Genomic DNA, 14,780 nt, shown 5'->3' with positions numbered 1-14,780 from the left:
GGCCTTCGGAGGCATCCACGGGCCGGGACATGATCACACCATCGCGTGAATCGGGACGGAACGGGGGACCTTTCGCCGATGCCCCCTCCCGTGGCCGGCGTGTCCCGCCGGCGCCTTCCGGCGGCTCAGCCGCTGACCTGGATCAGCGCGTGCGTCCCGCCGGTCCGCCACCGTTGCCCCTCGCTCGCCACCAGGGCGGCCTCCGTGTCCGCGTCCAGCCCGGTGACCACGTCGGACTTCAGGGTGCGCAGCGCGGCGACCGGGCCGGGGAAGTACGCGGTGACGTCCGCGAAGGGCGTCGTCGGGGGCCACCACCGGTCGCCCACCAGGCGGCGGTAGTTCAGGTCGCCCTTGAGGACGGTGACCGTGGCCGCGGCGAAGTCCGCGCGCAGGTCGTCGGGCATGTCCGCGTAGGGCAGCGGGGCGCTGGAGAACGGGTGGGCGCGGACGGTGACACGGCCGTCGGTCAGCGCGGACCACAGAGTGCGGCCGTACTCCCCCGCCGCCCCGCCCGCCGCGATCAGCCGCCGCAGGGCGTCGAGCACGTCGGCGGTCGTGGCGTCGGAGACGTAGTACGGGTACGGCTTGACGTGCAGGACGGCTCGGCCGATGCGGCCGTGTCCGAGGAGGTGGGAGACGAGGAGCAGGTCGGGGACGAGCTCGCGGCCGGCGTTGTCGGCGACGAGGCAGAGGGTGGCCGCGCTCCCTTCGGTGGGCGGCAGCAGCGACAGGAGCGCGTCGCCGTCGTCGGCGACCAGCGCCCGCACGGCGTCTCCGGCGCCGGCGCCGGCCGTGGAGAGGCGGAAGCCTAGGTCGGCGCGGTTGCCCCAGAGGGAGCCGTGCAGCAGGGCCCGGAGCTGTTCGTCGGCGGGCCGGGCGGCGAGGCCGTCGAGCGCGGCGAGTTCCTCGGCCGTCTCCGGCGCGTCGAGCTCGGCGAGCTTGGCGGGCCGGAAGGGGTCGATGCCCTGCCAGGCCCCGGGGGCGAAGTAGCCGACGGCGTCGAGGAGCCGGCGGTAGAAGTGGCTCTCGGCCCACAGCCAGGGCACGTCGAACCAGGAGCGGCCGACGTACTCGTCCAGTCCCCAGGCCGCCCAGCGGTCCCGGTCGTGGGCGTCGGCGGGCAGGGGTCCGATCACGCCGTCGGCGCAGTTCGCCAGCAGCGCGTCCAGGGCACGGCGCCGGCCGGGGCCGTAGGGGAACGCCTCCCGGACCTGCCGGACGATGGCGGGGTGCCGGTCGGCCAGCACTCCGTGGGGGAAGGACCCCGGCTCGTCACCGACGATGACGGGGGCGGACTCGGAGGGGGTGTCGGGCATGCGCCTCACCGTAGCGCCCGGACCGGAGGACTCCACCGGGACGCGGACCGGGCTCGCGGGGGTGTCGCGCCGCGGGCGCCCGGCCTCCCCCTCCCCCCTCGCCCCTCACCGGCGCCCCGGCCGCCCGGCGGATCCGCGCCGTACACGCCGGGCGCCCGGTGGGGTCACGCCGCGCTCGCCTCGCGTTCCAGGCGGGCGGCGAGGCTGAGGTAGCGGGCGCGGCGGGTCACCGGCACCATGCCGCGGATCAGGACGTGCCACATCTCCGCCATCCGGCGGGGCTGCCGGGCGGCCGGTTCGAGGGTGAGTCCCACGACACGGGACCCCACGAAGGAGCAGACGATGGTGTGGGCGACCGACTCGACGTCTATCTCCGGATGGAGGTCTCCCTGCCCGACCGCGTCGAGGAGCCGGGAGGAGGCGATGTCCACCCACTCGGTGAAGGGGTGCGGCAGCGGCGGCCGTACCGGCGCTCCCGCGGTGGCCAGCCGCAGTCCGGCCCGCAGGACCGGCCCCTCGGCGGACAGCCGGGCCATGACGAACGTCAGGCGCATCAGGGCTTCCAGGGCGGTGTGGCCCCGGCCCTCCAGCTCCGTCGCGAGCCGGCGCCACGTTCTGGACTGGAGCTCCATGATGGCGTGGGCCAGGTCTTCCTTCGCCGCGAAGTGGAAGTACAGGGCACCTTTGGTGACGCCGGCGCGCTCGACGATCTCGGCCAGGCTGGTCGCTTCGTAACCGTGACGGTCGAACAGGTCGGCGGCGGCCTGGAGGATGGTCGCGCGGGTCTGCTCGGCGCGTAGCTGCCTCGCCATCGGCTGAACTCTCCTGGGCTGGAACTCGACGGGTCATGCCGTCTGCCTTAACCCCCAGTACACGATAACTCACGGGTCGGCGACCGGTCTTCGCCCCCCGCGGAACGGAACGCACCACCGCACGGCGGCGGGCCGGCCGGCGCACCCGCGCACACCGGCCGACTCGCCGCGTCACGGCGTACGCCCGCTCAGCCGACGAAGACCGCCGCGCCCCCGTCGGTGACCGGGGCGCAGGCGGCGGTGAAGTACCCGTCGGCGAAACGGAGTCCGCAACCGGACACCTTGGTGAAGTGCCGGCCGGTGAAGGCGATCCCGTCGCCGGCGTGACCATGAAGGCGTCGCTGAAGGTCGTCCTGCACGTCGGCGTGCAGGGCGTGGCCGGCTACCTGCTGCCGGTCGTCATGCTGCTGTGCGGACTGCTCGCCCTCGTCACCCCGGCCCAGCGGCTCTTCTCCTCGCTCATCGGCGTGCTGGCCTCCCTGGGCACCTGGCTGACCTCCGACCCGGGCGGCTTCCTCGTCGGCCTTCTCCTCGGCTGCACCGGCAGCTGCCTCGTCTTCGGGTGGCTGCCGAACCAGGAGTCCCGGCGCGGACGGCGACGGCGCAGGAAGCGGGCGCGCGCCGCGCGGTCCGCGCGGCCGCTGGAGCAGCGGGCCGGCGAACCGGCCCGAGGACGACCGGGCGGACGGCGCCGCGGCCGAAGCCGCGGCGCCGTGGGCGTCAGACGAGACCTACGGACTTCAGCCACTCCTCAGCCACGTCGAGGGGGTCCTTCTTGTCCAGCTGGACCTGCGCGTCCAGGTCGAGGAGGGTCTTGGTGTCCAGCTCGGCGGAGACCGCGTTCAGCGCGGCGACGCCCTCCTGGGGCAGCCCCTCCTTGTGGACCAGCGGGGTCACGTTGGCGAACCCGAAGAGATTCTCCGGGTCCTTCAGGACGACGAACCCCTCCTTCACGATGGTCGGGTCCGTGGTGAAGACGTCCGCGGCCTGCACGGTGTTCTTGGCCAGCGCCGACTGGGTCAGCGGGCCGCCCGCGTCGAGGGCCTTGAAGGACTTGAACTTCAGCCCGTAGACGGACTCCAGGCCCTTGAGGCCCTGCTGCCGGGTCTGGAACTCGGGCGAACCGCCGATCGCCAGCTCGGGGGCCGCCTCCTTCAGGTCGGCGAGGGTGGACGCGGCGGTGAGGCCGTACTTCTTCGCGGTCTCGGCGTTGAGGGCGACCGAGTCCTTGTCCTCGGCCGGCGACGCCTCCAGCAGCGTGAGGCTCTTGTCGAGCCTGTCCTTCACCGCGGCGTTCACGGCGTCGGCGGACTTCTGTTCGGCTTTGGCGTCGAGGTAGGCCAGCAGGGAGCCGTTGTACTCCGGCAGCACCGTGACCGAGCCGTTCTTCATCAGGCCGTACGAGGTCTCGCGGCTGCCGATGTTGTGCTTGTAGGTGACCTTGAGGCCCTTGGCCTTGAGCGCCTCGCCGTAGATGTCGGCGAGCAGGGTGCTCTCGGCGAAGTTGTTCGAGCCGACGACGACGGTGCCGGCCTTCGCCTTCTCCCCGGCCAGCGGGTTGTCGGAGGTGTCGTCGGACGAGGAACAGCCCGCGAGGAGCGCCGCCGCGGCGGTGAGCGCGACGGCCGCCGCGCCGGTGTGCCTCGTCCTGGACCTGCTGCTCTTCGCGGTAGAAGTCATCCACTGATCCAAACGAGCCGCTTGTCGGTCAGTCAACCACGGCCGGGTCACGGTTTCTTGTACGTCCGTGTCCGGACGTCAGCGCCTGCGCACTCCCGGCGACACCGCGAGCCGGCCCGCGGCCCAGAACAGGGCGAGCGTGACCAGTGCCAGGAGGGCCACCAGGGTGGCGCCGCCGACCACCTTCTCGTAGTCGCGCTGGTAGAGCCCGTCGATGATGTACCGGCCGAGCCCGCCCAGGCTGACGTAGGCGGCGATGGTGGCCGTCGAGACGACCTGGATGGCCGCCGAGCGCAGTCCGCTGAGGACCAGCGGCAGGGCGACCGGCAGTTCGACCTGGAACAGGATGCCCGCCTCGTGCATGCCCAGGCCCCGCGCGGCGTCCACCGGTGCGGGGTCGACGGAGCGGACCGCCTCGTAGGTGGTGACCAGGATCGGCGGTACGGCGAGGACGACCAGCGGGATCATCACCGGCAGCAGGCCGATGCCCACCACGACGGCGATCAGCACCAGCAGGCCGAAGCTCGGCAGGGCCCGGGCGGCGGTGGCGACGAAGGCGACGGCGTTGCCGCCCCGCCCGGTGTGCCCGGTGATCAGCCCGACGGGCAGGCCGATCGCGGCGGCGAGGACGAGGGCGAGCAGCGTGTACTGGACGTGCTCCAGCAGGCGTTGCGGGATGCCGTCGTAGCCGTGCCAGTGGGCGCTGTCGCTGAAGAAGGCGTTGACGAAGTTCAGTACGTTCACCTGGTCGCCTCCTTCGCCGCGGGCTGCTCGGCCGGCGGGGCGGCGCCGTCCTTGGCGCGCCGGCGGGTGCCGCGCGGCATCCACGGGGTCAGCAGCGTCCGGGCCAGGACCAGCGCCGCGTCGCACAGGACGGCCAGGGCGGCCGTCGTGACCACGGAGTTGACCGCGAGTTCGGGCCGGTCGTACTTCTGGGCGTCCGCGAGCAGGTTGCCGAGGGCGCCCTGGTTGCCGATGAGGGCGCCGACGCTGACCAGGGAGATGCTGGAGGCGGTGGCCACCCGGAGCCCGGCGAGGATCGCGGGCACGGCGATCGGCAACTGCACCTGGAGGTAGCGCCGTACGGGCCCGAAGCCCATGGCGGTCGCGGCGGCCAGCGTCTCCTGCGGCACCGACCGCACGCCGTCGACGATGGCGGGGACGAGCACGACCAGGCTGTAGACGGCCAGCGGGATCATCACCGTCAGCTCGGTCTGGCCGGTGTAGTCGATGAGGACGACGAAGACCGCCAGCGACGGGATGGCGTAGAACACGGTCGTCAGGCCGAGCACGGGCGGGTACAGCCAGCGCAGGCGCACGCAGAGCTGGGCGACGGGCAGCGCGAGCAGCAGCCCGGCCAGGACCGGCAGCAGCGCCTCGCGCAGGTGCAGGCCGATCAGGCCGGAGTAGGTGTTCTGCAGGTCGCTCGGGATGTCGAAGAAGCCGCTCACGAGGCGACCTCGGCGTCGTCGGCGCGCCAGGCGCGGGCGGTGCGGATCGCCTCGCCGATGGTCTGCTGGGAGACGACGCCGGTCACCCGGCCGTCGGCGTCCACGGCGACGGCCCAGCCGGTGGGCGAGAGCACGGCACAGTCGAGGGCGGCCCGCAGCGAGTCGGTGCCGGGCACGAACGGCCGCCCGTACGGCAGGAGGGCGTCCGGCGCGATGTCCCCGGCGGTCAGGTCGCGCGGCTCGCCCCAGCCGAGGGGTCTGCCGTCGGCGTCGGTCACGAGGAGGTAGGGGGCGTCCGGCGCGGCGAGGCGTTCGGCGCCGGCGTCGATCGGCACGACGGCGTCGGTCGTCAGCTCCAGTGCGGCGGAAGGGAAGAGGGACAACCGCCGGATGCCGCGGTCGGCGCCGAGGAAGTCCTCGACGAAGGCGTCCGCGGGGTCGGAGAGCAGATCGGCGGGCGTAGCGAACTGGGCGAGCCGGCCGCCGGTGCGCATCACCGCGACCATGGTGCCGAGTTTGACGGCCTCGTCGATGTCGTGCGTGACGAAGACGATGGTCTTGCCCAACTCGTCCTGGATGCGCAGCAGTTCGTCCTGGAGACCCTTGCGCACCACAGGATCGACGGCCGAGAACGGCTCGTCCATGAGCAGCACCGGAGGGTCGGCGGCGAGAGCCCGCGCCACGCCGACGCGCTGCTGCTGTCCACCGGAGAGCTGGTACGGGTACCGCTTGCCGAGGGAGGTGTCGAGTCCGACCCGTTCCATCAACTCGGCCGCCCGGGCGCGGGACTTCTGCTTGCCCCAGCCGAGCATGCGGGGCACGGTGGCGATGTTGTCGAGGATCGTCCGGTGCTGGAAGAGGCCGGCGTTCTGGATGACGTACCCCATGGACCGGCGCAGTTCGGTGACCGGCCGGCGCTGGATGTCCGCGCCGTCGAGGAGGATGGTGCCCTCGGTGGGCTCGACCATCCTGTTGATCATGCGGAGGGTCGTCGTCTTGCCGCAGCCCGAGGGGCCGACGAGGACGGTGATCGACCCGTCGGGGATCTCCAGCGACAGCCGGTCGACCGCCACCGTGCCGTCCGGATACCGCTTGGTGACTGATTCCATCCGTATCAAAGCGCCGAATGCCCTTCGGGTCTGGCAGAAGCTGCCCGCTCCGGCCGCGGTCGGTGGGGCCGTCGCCGGTCGAGTGTAGACGGGGGTGTCGCGGGGCCCTTCGGTTCGGGGCGACTCCTTCCCCGTACGGGGGTGTTCACACCGGCGCCCGCCCCGGCCGGGCCACCGGTGGCGGCCGGGCGGCGACCGGCGCCGCCCGGCCCGGTCAGCCGTGCATCGCCACCCGGTACAGGGCCGCGAGCGCGTCGTCGATGGGGTGGGGCTGCGGCGTGCCGGAGGAGTCCAGCCTGTTCCACCTCTGCATGTTCACCGCGACCGCCATCCGCCGCCTGCCGTCGGCACGGGTCATGGCCAGCGCCCCACCGCCCCAGACCGTGCCGCCGTGGCCCCAGAAGGTGCTCCGTCCGGGCCCCTCCATCGGGTGCAGGCCGAGGCCGTAGTCGATCGTCCTTCCCTCCTGGGAGACGACCGGGACGGTGCGCTGCATCTGCGCCAGCGACGACGGGGCGACGATCTCCCCGGCCAGCAGCATGCCGTAGAAGCGGTTGAGGTCCGCGACGGTCGACGTCAGCGAGGCGGAGGGTCCCACCCACGACATGTCGTAGACGCTGTAGTCGCGCGGCGGGTCGATCATGCCGAACCACGCCTCGTAGAGCCGCGAGTGCGGCCCGCCGACGTACGGCCCGTCGGGGAGTCCGGTGTCCCGGAGCCCGGCCCGCTCGATGACGTGCCGGGTGATGTACCGCTCGGCCGTGGTGCCGGTCACCTCTTCCAGGAGCCGGACGAGGAGCAGGTAGTTGGTGTTGGAGTACACCCCCGGGGTGCCGCCCGGGGCGCCGACGGCGGGCGCGGTGACCCCCATCCCGATCAGTTCGGCGGGGTCGAACCGCGTGAACCGGTGGTCGTCCAGGCTCTCGGGCCCGGTCTCCGCGAGGGCGGGGAACGCCTTGAGGGACGGGTAGGCGTACGGGAGGTACTCGGCGAGGCCGCTGGTGTGGTTCAGCAGCATCCGGACGGTGATCGTGTCACCGCGCCCGCCGGGGACCAGCGCCGGGAGGTAGTGGCCGATCGGGGTGTCGAGACCGATCCGGCCGCTCTCGGCCTGCTGGAGCACCGCCGCCGCGGTGAAGGTCTTGGTGATGCTGCCGACGCGGTGCCGCATGTCGGCGGTGACGGGGCGGCCGGTGGAGACATCGGCGGTCCCCGCGGCGCCGCGCCAGACCTGGTCGCCGTCCCTGACCTCGGCGAACAGGCCCGGCATACCGGCGCGGTGGACGAGGTCGAGGGCGGCGTCGAGCGCCGCGCGATCCAGTGGGTTCGTCACGTCATGCGTCCTCTCGTGTTCCCCGGGACGCGGTCCGCATCGGCCGCCTGACCCGGACGAACAGGGCACGAGTGGCATGCGGGCCCGCCCCACATGCTCCTGCACTCATTATGCACGCGGTGCGTGCAACACCAAGTGCACAGGTAAGCTGACACCGGAGAGGGGAGCGAGATGGCCGGTCGAAGGCGTTGGACGACCGAGGAGATCCTGGACGCGGCGGCGGAGCTGCTGCGCACGAGCGACGCGGAGTCGTTCAGCGTGCGCAAGCTGGCCGCGGCCCTCGGGACCGACTCGTCGAGCCTGTACCGGCACTTCCGCAGCAAGACCGAACTGCTGCGCGCGGTCGCCGACCGGATCCTCCTGGCCGCGATGGACGGCCACCGTCCCGAGGGCGACTGGAAGCAGCGCATCACGTCCCTGGCCCTGCGCCTGAGAGAGGCCTTCGGCCGGCAGCCCCAGCTCGCCTCGGTCTGGGGGCGCTACGCGTCGAGCGGCGCCGGTTCCCGGCTGGTCATGGAAGAGGTGCTCCAGGCCCTGCGCGCGTCGGGACTGCCCGACGAGGAGATCCCGGCGAGCTACCACCGGCTGGCGGTCCTCATCGCCGCGTTGATCGCCTCCGAGGCCGGGGTCAGCACCGTCACCCCGCAGGAGCACGAGCAGGGCATGGAGCTGTTCCGCGTGGCGGTTCTCGGCGCCGACCCCGCGCGCTTCCCGGCCCTGGCCCACTTCGCCCGCGACGTCCGCCCCCTCGGAGCGGACCGCCGCGCCGCGTTCGAGGAGCTCCTCGCCGCCCAGCTCGCCCACGTCGAGGCGGCGGTCCCCGGGGGCTGACCGAGGACTTCCCGGCGCCGCGCCCCGCGGACCCACCGGGCCGGCCCGGTGGCCTGCCGACCGTGAGCGACGCGTACGCGTCCTCGGACGGTGCCGGCGTCGCCGTGGCGGCGGCGCGGGCCGGCCGAAGGCGCTCGGCACGAGCAGCGGGGCGCGGGCTCACGGCGTCGACCGCGAGCCCGCGCCCCGTGTGCGCGTCAGGTGCCGTCAGCCCTCGGTGGGCTCCAGCCTCAGCGCGATGCTGTTGATGCAGTACCGCTGGTCGGTCGGGGTCGGATACCCCTCGCCCTCGAAGACGTGCCCGAGGTGGGAGCCGCAGCGGGCGCAGCGCACCTCGGTGCGCACCATCCCGTGGGACCGGTCCTCGATCAGCTCGACCGCGTCGGTGTCCTTCGGGTCGAAGAAGGACGGCCAGCCGCAGTGCGAGGCGAACTTCGTCTCCGAGGTGAACAGTTCGGCGCCGCAGGCGCGGCAGGAGTAGACGCCCTCGGTCTCGGTGTCGGTGTACTCACCGGTGAAGGCGGGTTCCGTGGCCGCCTGGCGCAGGACGGCGTACTCGGCCGGGGCCAGTTCCGCGCGCCACTGTTCGTCCGGCTTCTCGACGTCGTACGCCATGAGTCCTCAGCCCCTCACTTACCCGTGCTCGACAGCTGGTCCAGGATGCGCGGTCCGAGGTCGGTGACGTCGCCCGCGCCCATGGTGAGAACGAGATCACCGGCCTTCGCCATTCCCGCGACCACCGCGGGCGCCCGGTCCTTGTCGTGGACCGGCGTGACGTCCGCGCCCGCCGCCCGCGCCGCCTCGATGATCAGCTCGCTGGTGACGCCGGGGACCGGGTCCTCGCGGGCGGGGTAGATGTCGAGGACCACCGACGAGTCGGCCAGGGCGAGCGCCTGGCCCATCTCCTTGCCGAGCTCCTGGGTGCGGGAGAACAGGTGCGGCTGGAAGAGGACCAGGATGCGGGCGTCGCCGACCGCGGCGCGCATGGCCTCCAGGTCCGCCGTCATCTCGGTGGGGTGGTGCGCGTAGGAGTCGACGACCTGCACACCGGCCGCCTCGCCCTTGAGCTGGAGGCGCCGCTTGACGCCCGTGTAGGCGGCCAGGGCGGGGGCCAGCTCGGCGGCGGGGACGCCCAGGGCGACGCCGGCGGCGAGGGCGGCGACCGCGTTGTGCGCGTAGTGGCGGCCCGGGACGGAGACCCCGAAGGTCAGCTCCGTGCCGTCCATCAGCACGGTGACCTCGCTCCTGAGGCCCTGCGGGACGACCGACAGGACGCGCACGTCGGCGTCCTCGGACTCGCCGTACGTCACCGTCCGCACCGAGCCGGCCAGCCGGCGCGTCAGCTCCCGGGCACCCTCGTGGTCGGCGGAGATCACCAGCGTGCCGCCGGGGACGATCTTCCCGGCGAAGGTCTGGAAGGACTCGTAGATCTCGTCCATGGACGCGTAGTTGGCGTGGTGGTCCAGCTCGACGTTGAGGACGACGGCGACCTCGGGGGCGTACTTGTGGAAGCTGCGGTCGCTCTCGTCCGCCTCGGCGACGAAGATCTCGCCGTCGCCGTGCAGGGCGTTGGAACCGGGCGCGTCCAGGTCGCCGCCGATCGCGTACGACGGGCCGCGGCCCAGCGCGGACAGCGAGACCGCCAGCATCGAGGTGGTGGTGGTCTTGCCGTGGGTGCCGGCGACCGCGAGCGGACGCAGGCCGTCCATCAGGGCGGCGAGGGCGTCGGAGCGGTGCACGACCGGGATGCCCAGTTCGGCCGCGCGGGCCAGCTCCGGGTTGTCCTCGCGGATCGCCGAGGACACGACAACGCAGCTCGCGTCGTCCGCGAGGTGCTCCGCCGCGTGCCCGATGTGCACGGTCGCGCCCAGCGCCCGCAGCGCCTCGGCGGTCGCGGAGTCCTTGGCGTCGCTGCCCGCCACCGCGGCCCCGCGCTGGGCGAGGATCTTGGCGATGCCCGACATCCCGGCGCCGCCGATGCCGATGAAGTGCGGTCGGTCCATGGCGGTAGGAAGGCCGGGTGCCATGCGCTGTTCTCCCCAGAGGTGTCACGGGTGGGTACGACGTGGGTGCCGGCGGGCGCCGGCGGCCGGTACGGCGGTGGGCGCGCCCCCGGCGGGGGCGCGGCCCCAGCCTATGCCTTGCTGTGGGAGAACAGTTTCAGGACCGGTACGCCGACCTTGTGCCGCGCCCGCGAGGCCCAGTCCCGGTGGAAGAACTCCTCCACGTAGTGCGGGTCGGTCAGGACGATCACCTCGTCGGCGCCGGTCTCCCCCACGAGCGACCTGAGCGCGTCCAGCGGGTGGTCCTCGATCAGGCTGCCCACGGCCTCGGCTCCGGAGGCGCGCAGGGCGGTGAGGGACACCTCCAGCGCCCGCTGCCCGACGCTCAGCGCCTCCTCCCCCTCCGGGGTCTCGCCCTCGCGGACGGCTTCGTCGAGCTCGCCGAGGGCGATGTCGTCGATGGCCCGCAGCAGCCGGTCGGCCTGGTCGCCGCGCGGCTGGAGCAGCACGTGGAAGGCGACCGGCTCGTCCCCGTGCAAGGTGGTGACGAACTCCACGTCGGCGGACGTCAGGGCCTTCTCGATCATCAAAACGCTTGTGAACACCAGGCGCCCCTTCTCCTTCGAGGGCCCGTGGGCCCACCCTCCGCAGGCGTGCCGGACCCTGCGGAAACCATCCTTCCCCGTGATCGCACGGGTACTGCCGGATTCAGTGTGCCCGGCGCGGGCCGAGTGGAACGATCAATTCCGCATGCGGTCCCCGGCTGCGCGCCAACGGCCGAGCCCCTGTCCGGGCCGCCGTCGCCCCGGCTCAGTCGCGCCGGTACCGGCTGAAGAGGAAACCTTCCTCCTCCAACAGGGACGCCAGGGCGTACCGTCGCGGCACCTCGACCGGGGGACCGCCCGCGATCCGCTGGGCGTCGCCCGCGGTGAGCATCGGGGAGACGGTCAGGCACAGCTCGTCGAGGACGCCGGCCGCGATGAACTGTCCCAGCAGCCGCGGGCCGCCCTCGGTCAGCAGCCGGGTGTGGCCGAGCTCGGCGAGCGCGCGGACGGCGCGGGCGGGGTCCACGCCGACGCCGTCGCCGGCGATCACCACCCGGGCGCCGGCCCTCTCGGCGGTCGCGATCCGGTCCGGGGCCGCCGCGGCGCCGGTGAGGACCAGGGTGGGCACCAGCGGCGAGGTGAACAGCGGCAGGGAGAAGTCCAGCTCCAGGCTCGCGCTGACCACCGCGATCACCGGCGCCGGACCCTGCCCGGCAGCCTGCCGCAGCTCCGCGAACTCCGCACGCGCGCGTGCGGGCCGGTACCCCTCCTGGCGTACGGTCTCGGCGCCGGCGACCACCACGTCCGCGAGCGCCCGCAGGGTGCCGAAGATCCGCATGTCGGCCGCGCTGGAGATGGGCTGGGAGCGGCCGTCGTGCTGGGCGGCCCCGTCGAGGGTGGAGACCATGTTGGCCCGCAGCCAGGCCCCCTGCCGCGCGTCCGGCTCGGGGTACGCGTAGGCGGCGGCCAGCTCGGCGAGGCTCCACTCCCGGTCGGTCCCGGCGGAGTCGCGCTCTGCTGTCGGATCGGTCACAGGGAACAGACGTCGCATGCCGTGCAGTGTTCCACGCCTCCCACCTGCGAATCCCGGCCCCCGCCACCTCCTCCCGCCCCGGACACCCACACCTCGGCCGCCGTGTCCCCTCCCCCCGGCCGCGGGCGGCCGCGCCTCTCCCCCGTGCCCGAACGGCCCGGGGGGCGTCCTCTCCGGGGAGGCGCCCCGCAGGCGCCGGGCCGCGCGTCCCGGCCCCGCCCCGCCGCGACGCCGGGCGACCGGGGGCCGCAGCCGCGGGTCACCGCGCCGCCGCACCGGACACCCACCGGACAGGCCCTACCATTGACGACCGTGTCATCCTCCTCCGCCGCCCCCGGTTCCCCCTCCGGCCCCACCCCGATAGCCGGGGCGACCCCGCTGTCCCTGTGCGCCCGCGAGCCGCACGTCCCGGCGGACCGCCTGGTCGCCGAGATGGTGCCGCCCCCTCGCTTCGACTCGGTCCGTTTCAGCACGTACATCCCGGACCCGAACCAGCCCAGCCAGAGCGAGGCCGTCCAGGTCCTGGAGGGCTTCGCCGCCGGGCTGGGCGAAGCCCCCGGCGCGGCCACCGGCAGGCGCGGCTTCCTCGGCTTCGGCCGGAGCAAGGCCCCCAAGCCCCCCGCCGGCCCCCGCGGCGTCTACCTCGACGGTGGCTACGGCGTCGGCAAGACCCACCTGCTGGCCTCCCTGTGGCACGCCACCCCCGCCGAGCCCTCCCGCAAGGCCTTCGGCACCTTCGTGGAGCTGACCAACCTCGTCGGCGCCCTCGGCTTCCAGCAGACCGTGCGGACCCTCTCCGGGCACCGCCTCCTGTGCATCGACGAGTTCGAGCTCGACGACCCGGGCGACACCGTCCTCGTCTCCAGCCTGCTCGCCCGGCTGGTGGAGGCCGGCGTCGCGCTCGCCGCCACCTCCAACACGCTGCCGGGCAAGCTCGGTGAGGGCCGCTTCGCGGCGGCCGACTTCCTGCGCGAGATCCAGGGCCTGTCGGCCCACTTCCGCGCCCTGCGCATCGACGGCGAGGACTACCGCCACCGCGGCCTGCCCGAGGCCCCGGCGCCGTACTCCGACGAGCAGGTGACCCGGGCGGCGCAGGAGACGGACGGCGCCTCCCTCGACGCGTTCCCCGCCCTCCTCGACCACCTGGCCCGTGTCCACCCCAGCCGCTACGGCGCACTGACCGACGGCGTCTCGGCCGTGTGCCTCACCGGGGTCCGCCCGGTGCCGGACCAGTCGACGGCCCTGCGGCTCGTCGTCCTCGCCGACCGGCTCTACGACCGCGAGGTGCCCGTCCTGGCCTCGGGGCTGCCCTTCGACCGGCTGTTCAGCGAGGAGATGCTGAAGGGCGGCTACCGCAAGAAGTACTTCCGGGCGATCTCCCGCCTCACCGCCCTGGCCCGGGACGCGGGACGTCTCGTCGACGCGGACTGACCCACCGTCCGTTTCTGGCCGACCGACCTCGATTTTCAGGCTCTCTTCGGCTCGTAACGTCCCGTTAACCCTGCAAAGCCCCTTGCAGGGTTAACGTGTTTCTTGACCAAGCGTTGACCATGCGTTGGTGTGCACAAGAGACATGGGCCGGCCGGAGGGGGACGCATGTTCCGAGGTGGGGGGCCGCGCGCCCTGCTTCCGCTCCTCGCCGCCGTCCTGTTCGCCCTCCAGTTCTTCGCACCCGCGCCGTCCTTCGCATACGCGCACACGAGCCGTGATGCCGTGGCCAATGCCCCGTCGGCGTTCGCGGGGTCCACCCCCGCCGACACGGCGCTGCACGACGAGACCGTCACCTGCCACGAGCCCGGCCGCTCCGGGAACACGCACGGCCCGGTGCGCGTCCGCGACCGGCACCGCGCCACCGCCGCGCCGGAGCCCGAGGCCCCCGAGGACTCCCCGGCCCGGCAGCGCGCCACCACCGCACCCGAGCGGTTGCTGCCCGGCCGCGCGCACGAGCGCCGCTCGAGATCCGCCCCGGACCGCTCCCCCGCGGCCCTCCAGGTCTTCCGCTGCTGAGCGACGGAGCACCCCCCACTCCGTCCCTGCCGGTCCGACGCGCCCCCACTGCGCGCCAGGAGGAATGACCCCGTCATGCAGACCCTCATCGACAACGCCCGCACGTTCGGACAACGCCCGGAGGAGTTCGCCGGGCACGCCGAAGGCCAGTCACCCGAAGTCCTGTTCATCACCTGCTCCGACTCCCGGGTCGTACCGGCCCTGATCACGGGCGCCCGCCCCGGCCAGCTCTTCGAGCTGCGCACCGCGGGCAACATCGTCCCGCCGTACGGTGCCGGGCACCCCAGCGGCGAGGCGGCCACCATCGAGTACGCCGTCGAGGTGCTCGGCGTCACCGACATCGTGGTCTGCGGCCACTCGCACTGCGGTGCCGTCGGCGCACTGGTGCGCGGCGACGACCTGACCGCCGTACCCGCCGTGCGCGACTGGCTGGCACGGTCCGCGGACCGGCCGGAGCCCTGCGACCCCGCCGACCCCACGGTCGCCGACGCCGTGCGGCACCACGTCCTGGCCCAGTTGCTGCGGCTGCGCTCCTACCCGTGCGTCGAGCGGCGGCTGACCGACGGCCGGCTGCGCCTGCGCGGCTGGTACTACGAGGTCCACACCGGAACCGTGCGCGAGCACCGCGCGGACACCGACACGTTCGAGACCCTGTGAGCG

At 73.4% G+C, this 14,780-nt stretch carries 16 protein-coding genes and 1 pseudogene; 5 read left to right on the top strand and 12 right to left on the bottom strand.

Annotated elements, in window-relative coordinates; genetic code table 11:
• Positions 1-125 precede the first annotated feature (125 nt).
• The 3 genes from ACZ4V6_RS20425 to ACZ4V6_RS20415 form a co-directional block, all read right to left on the bottom strand.
• The gene (locus ACZ4V6_RS20425; RefSeq protein WP_467829230.1) at positions 126-1,316 is read right to left on the bottom strand and encodes a damage-control phosphatase ARMT1 family protein; all 1,191 of its coding nucleotides are present in this window, start codon (positions 1,314-1,316) and stop codon (positions 126-128) included.
• Positions 1,317-1,480: 164 nt separating this feature from the next.
• On the bottom strand, positions 1,481-2,128 hold the full coding sequence (locus ACZ4V6_RS20420; RefSeq protein WP_467829228.1) for a ScbR family autoregulator-binding transcription factor: 648 nt from the start codon (positions 2,126-2,128) through the stop codon (positions 1,481-1,483).
• Between the two features lie 188 nt (positions 2,129-2,316).
• The gene (locus tag ACZ4V6_RS20415; protein WP_467829226.1) at positions 2,317-2,487 is read right to left on the bottom strand and encodes a hypothetical protein; all 171 of its coding nucleotides are present in this window, start codon (positions 2,485-2,487) and stop codon (positions 2,317-2,319) included.
• Between ACZ4V6_RS20415 and ACZ4V6_RS20410 the strand changes: the two are divergent.
• Positions 2,452-2,796 (top strand): annotated as a pseudogene (locus tag ACZ4V6_RS20410) (DUF6114 domain-containing protein); the annotation flags it as partial. The gene ACZ4V6_RS20415 and the pseudogene ACZ4V6_RS20410 overlap by 36 nt on opposite strands.
• 52 nt (positions 2,797-2,848) lie before the next feature.
• Here the strand turns inward: ACZ4V6_RS20410 and ACZ4V6_RS20405 are convergent.
• From ACZ4V6_RS20405 to ACZ4V6_RS20385, 5 genes are all read right to left on the bottom strand, one after another.
• The gene (locus tag ACZ4V6_RS20405; protein WP_467829223.1) at positions 2,849-3,808 is read right to left on the bottom strand and encodes an ABC transporter substrate-binding protein; all 960 of its coding nucleotides are present in this window, start codon (positions 3,806-3,808) and stop codon (positions 2,849-2,851) included.
• Positions 3,809-3,886: 78 nt separating this feature from the next.
• Positions 3,887-4,552, bottom strand: a complete 666-nt coding sequence (locus ACZ4V6_RS20400) for an ABC transporter permease (protein WP_467829220.1) — start codon at positions 4,550-4,552, stop codon at positions 3,887-3,889.
• Positions 4,549-5,259, bottom strand: a complete 711-nt coding sequence (locus ACZ4V6_RS20395) for an ABC transporter permease (RefSeq protein ID WP_467829218.1) — start codon at positions 5,257-5,259, stop codon at positions 4,549-4,551. The genes ACZ4V6_RS20400 and ACZ4V6_RS20395 overlap by 4 nt, the downstream gene beginning before the upstream one ends.
• Complete coding sequence (locus ACZ4V6_RS20390) at positions 5,256-6,377, bottom strand: ABC transporter ATP-binding protein (protein WP_467829214.1); 1,122 nt, start codon at positions 6,375-6,377, stop codon at positions 5,256-5,258. The genes ACZ4V6_RS20395 and ACZ4V6_RS20390 overlap by 4 nt, the downstream gene beginning before the upstream one ends.
• A gap of 205 nt (positions 6,378-6,582) precedes the next feature.
• A complete protein-coding gene (locus ACZ4V6_RS20385) occupies positions 6,583-7,701 on the bottom strand; it encodes a serine hydrolase domain-containing protein (protein ID WP_467829211.1) in 1,119 nt (372 codons plus the stop codon).
• Positions 7,702-7,872: 171 nt separating this feature from the next.
• Between ACZ4V6_RS20385 and ACZ4V6_RS20380 the strand changes: the two genes are divergently transcribed.
• The gene (locus ACZ4V6_RS20380; RefSeq protein WP_467829208.1) at positions 7,873-8,532 is read left to right on the top strand and encodes a TetR/AcrR family transcriptional regulator; all 660 of its coding nucleotides are present in this window, start codon (positions 7,873-7,875) and stop codon (positions 8,530-8,532) included.
• A 207-nt stretch (positions 8,533-8,739) separates the two neighbouring features.
• On the opposite strand, the gene msrB is transcribed toward ACZ4V6_RS20380, so the two are convergent.
• The 4 genes from msrB to ACZ4V6_RS20360 form a co-directional block, all read right to left on the bottom strand.
• Positions 8,740-9,147, bottom strand: coding sequence for a peptide-methionine (R)-S-oxide reductase MsrB (msrB, locus tag ACZ4V6_RS20375; RefSeq protein ID WP_467829206.1), 408 nt, complete (start codon positions 9,145-9,147; stop codon positions 8,740-8,742).
• 14 nt (positions 9,148-9,161) lie between these two features.
• Entirely contained in the window at positions 9,162-10,559 is a 1,398-nt protein-coding gene (murC, locus tag ACZ4V6_RS20370) for a UDP-N-acetylmuramate--L-alanine ligase (protein ID WP_467829204.1), read from the bottom strand.
• Between the two features lie 107 nt (positions 10,560-10,666).
• On the bottom strand, positions 10,667-11,140 hold the full coding sequence (locus ACZ4V6_RS20365) for an indole-3-glycerol phosphate synthase (protein ID WP_467829201.1): 474 nt from the start codon (positions 11,138-11,140) through the stop codon (positions 10,667-10,669).
• Positions 11,141-11,345: 205 nt separating this feature from the next.
• On the bottom strand, positions 11,346-12,131 hold the full coding sequence (locus ACZ4V6_RS20360) for a pyrimidine reductase family protein (RefSeq protein WP_467829199.1): 786 nt from the start codon (positions 12,129-12,131) through the stop codon (positions 11,346-11,348).
• 294 nt (positions 12,132-12,425) lie between these two features.
• Here ACZ4V6_RS20360 and zapE point away from each other — a divergent pair, with 294 nt between their 5' ends.
• The 3 genes from zapE (at position 12,426) to ACZ4V6_RS20345 (ending at position 14,777) form a co-directional block, all read left to right on the top strand.
• Positions 12,426-13,544: a cell division protein ZapE gene (gene zapE / locus ACZ4V6_RS20355; RefSeq protein ID WP_467829196.1), complete on the top strand. Its 1,119-nt coding sequence runs from the start codon at positions 12,426-12,428 to the stop codon at positions 13,542-13,544.
• Between the two features lie 165 nt (positions 13,545-13,709).
• The gene (locus ACZ4V6_RS20350) at positions 13,710-14,120 is read left to right on the top strand and encodes a hypothetical protein (RefSeq protein ID WP_467829194.1); all 411 of its coding nucleotides are present in this window, start codon (positions 13,710-13,712) and stop codon (positions 14,118-14,120) included.
• 75 nt (positions 14,121-14,195) lie between these two features.
• A complete protein-coding gene (locus ACZ4V6_RS20345; protein ID WP_467829191.1) occupies positions 14,196-14,777 on the top strand; it encodes a carbonic anhydrase in 582 nt (193 codons plus the stop codon).
• The last annotated feature ends 3 nt before the right edge of the window (positions 14,778-14,780 follow it).

This window comes from Streptomyces sp. NPDC029152 (genome assembly GCF_055564355.1).
This window is presented reverse-complemented; position numbering and strand designations above follow the sequence as displayed.

Bases quoted from the DNA above. Each gene is read 5' to 3' on its own strand.
- ACZ4V6_RS20425 (WP_467829230.1), bottom strand. From the start codon at position 1,316: ATGCCCGACACCCCCTCCGAGTCCGCCCCCGTCATCGTCGGTGACGAG.
- ACZ4V6_RS20420 (WP_467829228.1), bottom strand. From the start codon at position 2,128: ATGGCGAGGCAGCTACGCGCCGAGCAGACCCGCGCGACCATCCTCCAG.
- ACZ4V6_RS20405 (WP_467829223.1), bottom strand. From the start codon at position 3,808: ATGACTTCTACCGCGAAGAGCAGCAGGTCCAGGACGAGGCACACCGGC.
- ACZ4V6_RS20380 (WP_467829208.1), top strand. From the start codon at position 7,873: ATGGCCGGTCGAAGGCGTTGGACGACCGAGGAGATCCTGGACGCGGCG.
- msrB (WP_467829206.1), bottom strand. From the start codon at position 9,147: ATGGCGTACGACGTCGAGAAGCCGGACGAACAGTGGCGCGCGGAACTG.
- murC (WP_467829204.1), bottom strand. From the start codon at position 10,559: ATGGCACCCGGCCTTCCTACCGCCATGGACCGACCGCACTTCATCGGC.
- ACZ4V6_RS20360 (WP_467829199.1), bottom strand. From the start codon at position 12,131: ATGCGACGTCTGTTCCCTGTGACCGATCCGACAGCAGAGCGCGACTCC.
- ACZ4V6_RS20350 (WP_467829194.1), top strand. From the start codon at position 13,710: ATGTTCCGAGGTGGGGGGCCGCGCGCCCTGCTTCCGCTCCTCGCCGCC.
- ACZ4V6_RS20345 (WP_467829191.1), top strand. From the start codon at position 14,196: ATGCAGACCCTCATCGACAACGCCCGCACGTTCGGACAACGCCCGGAG.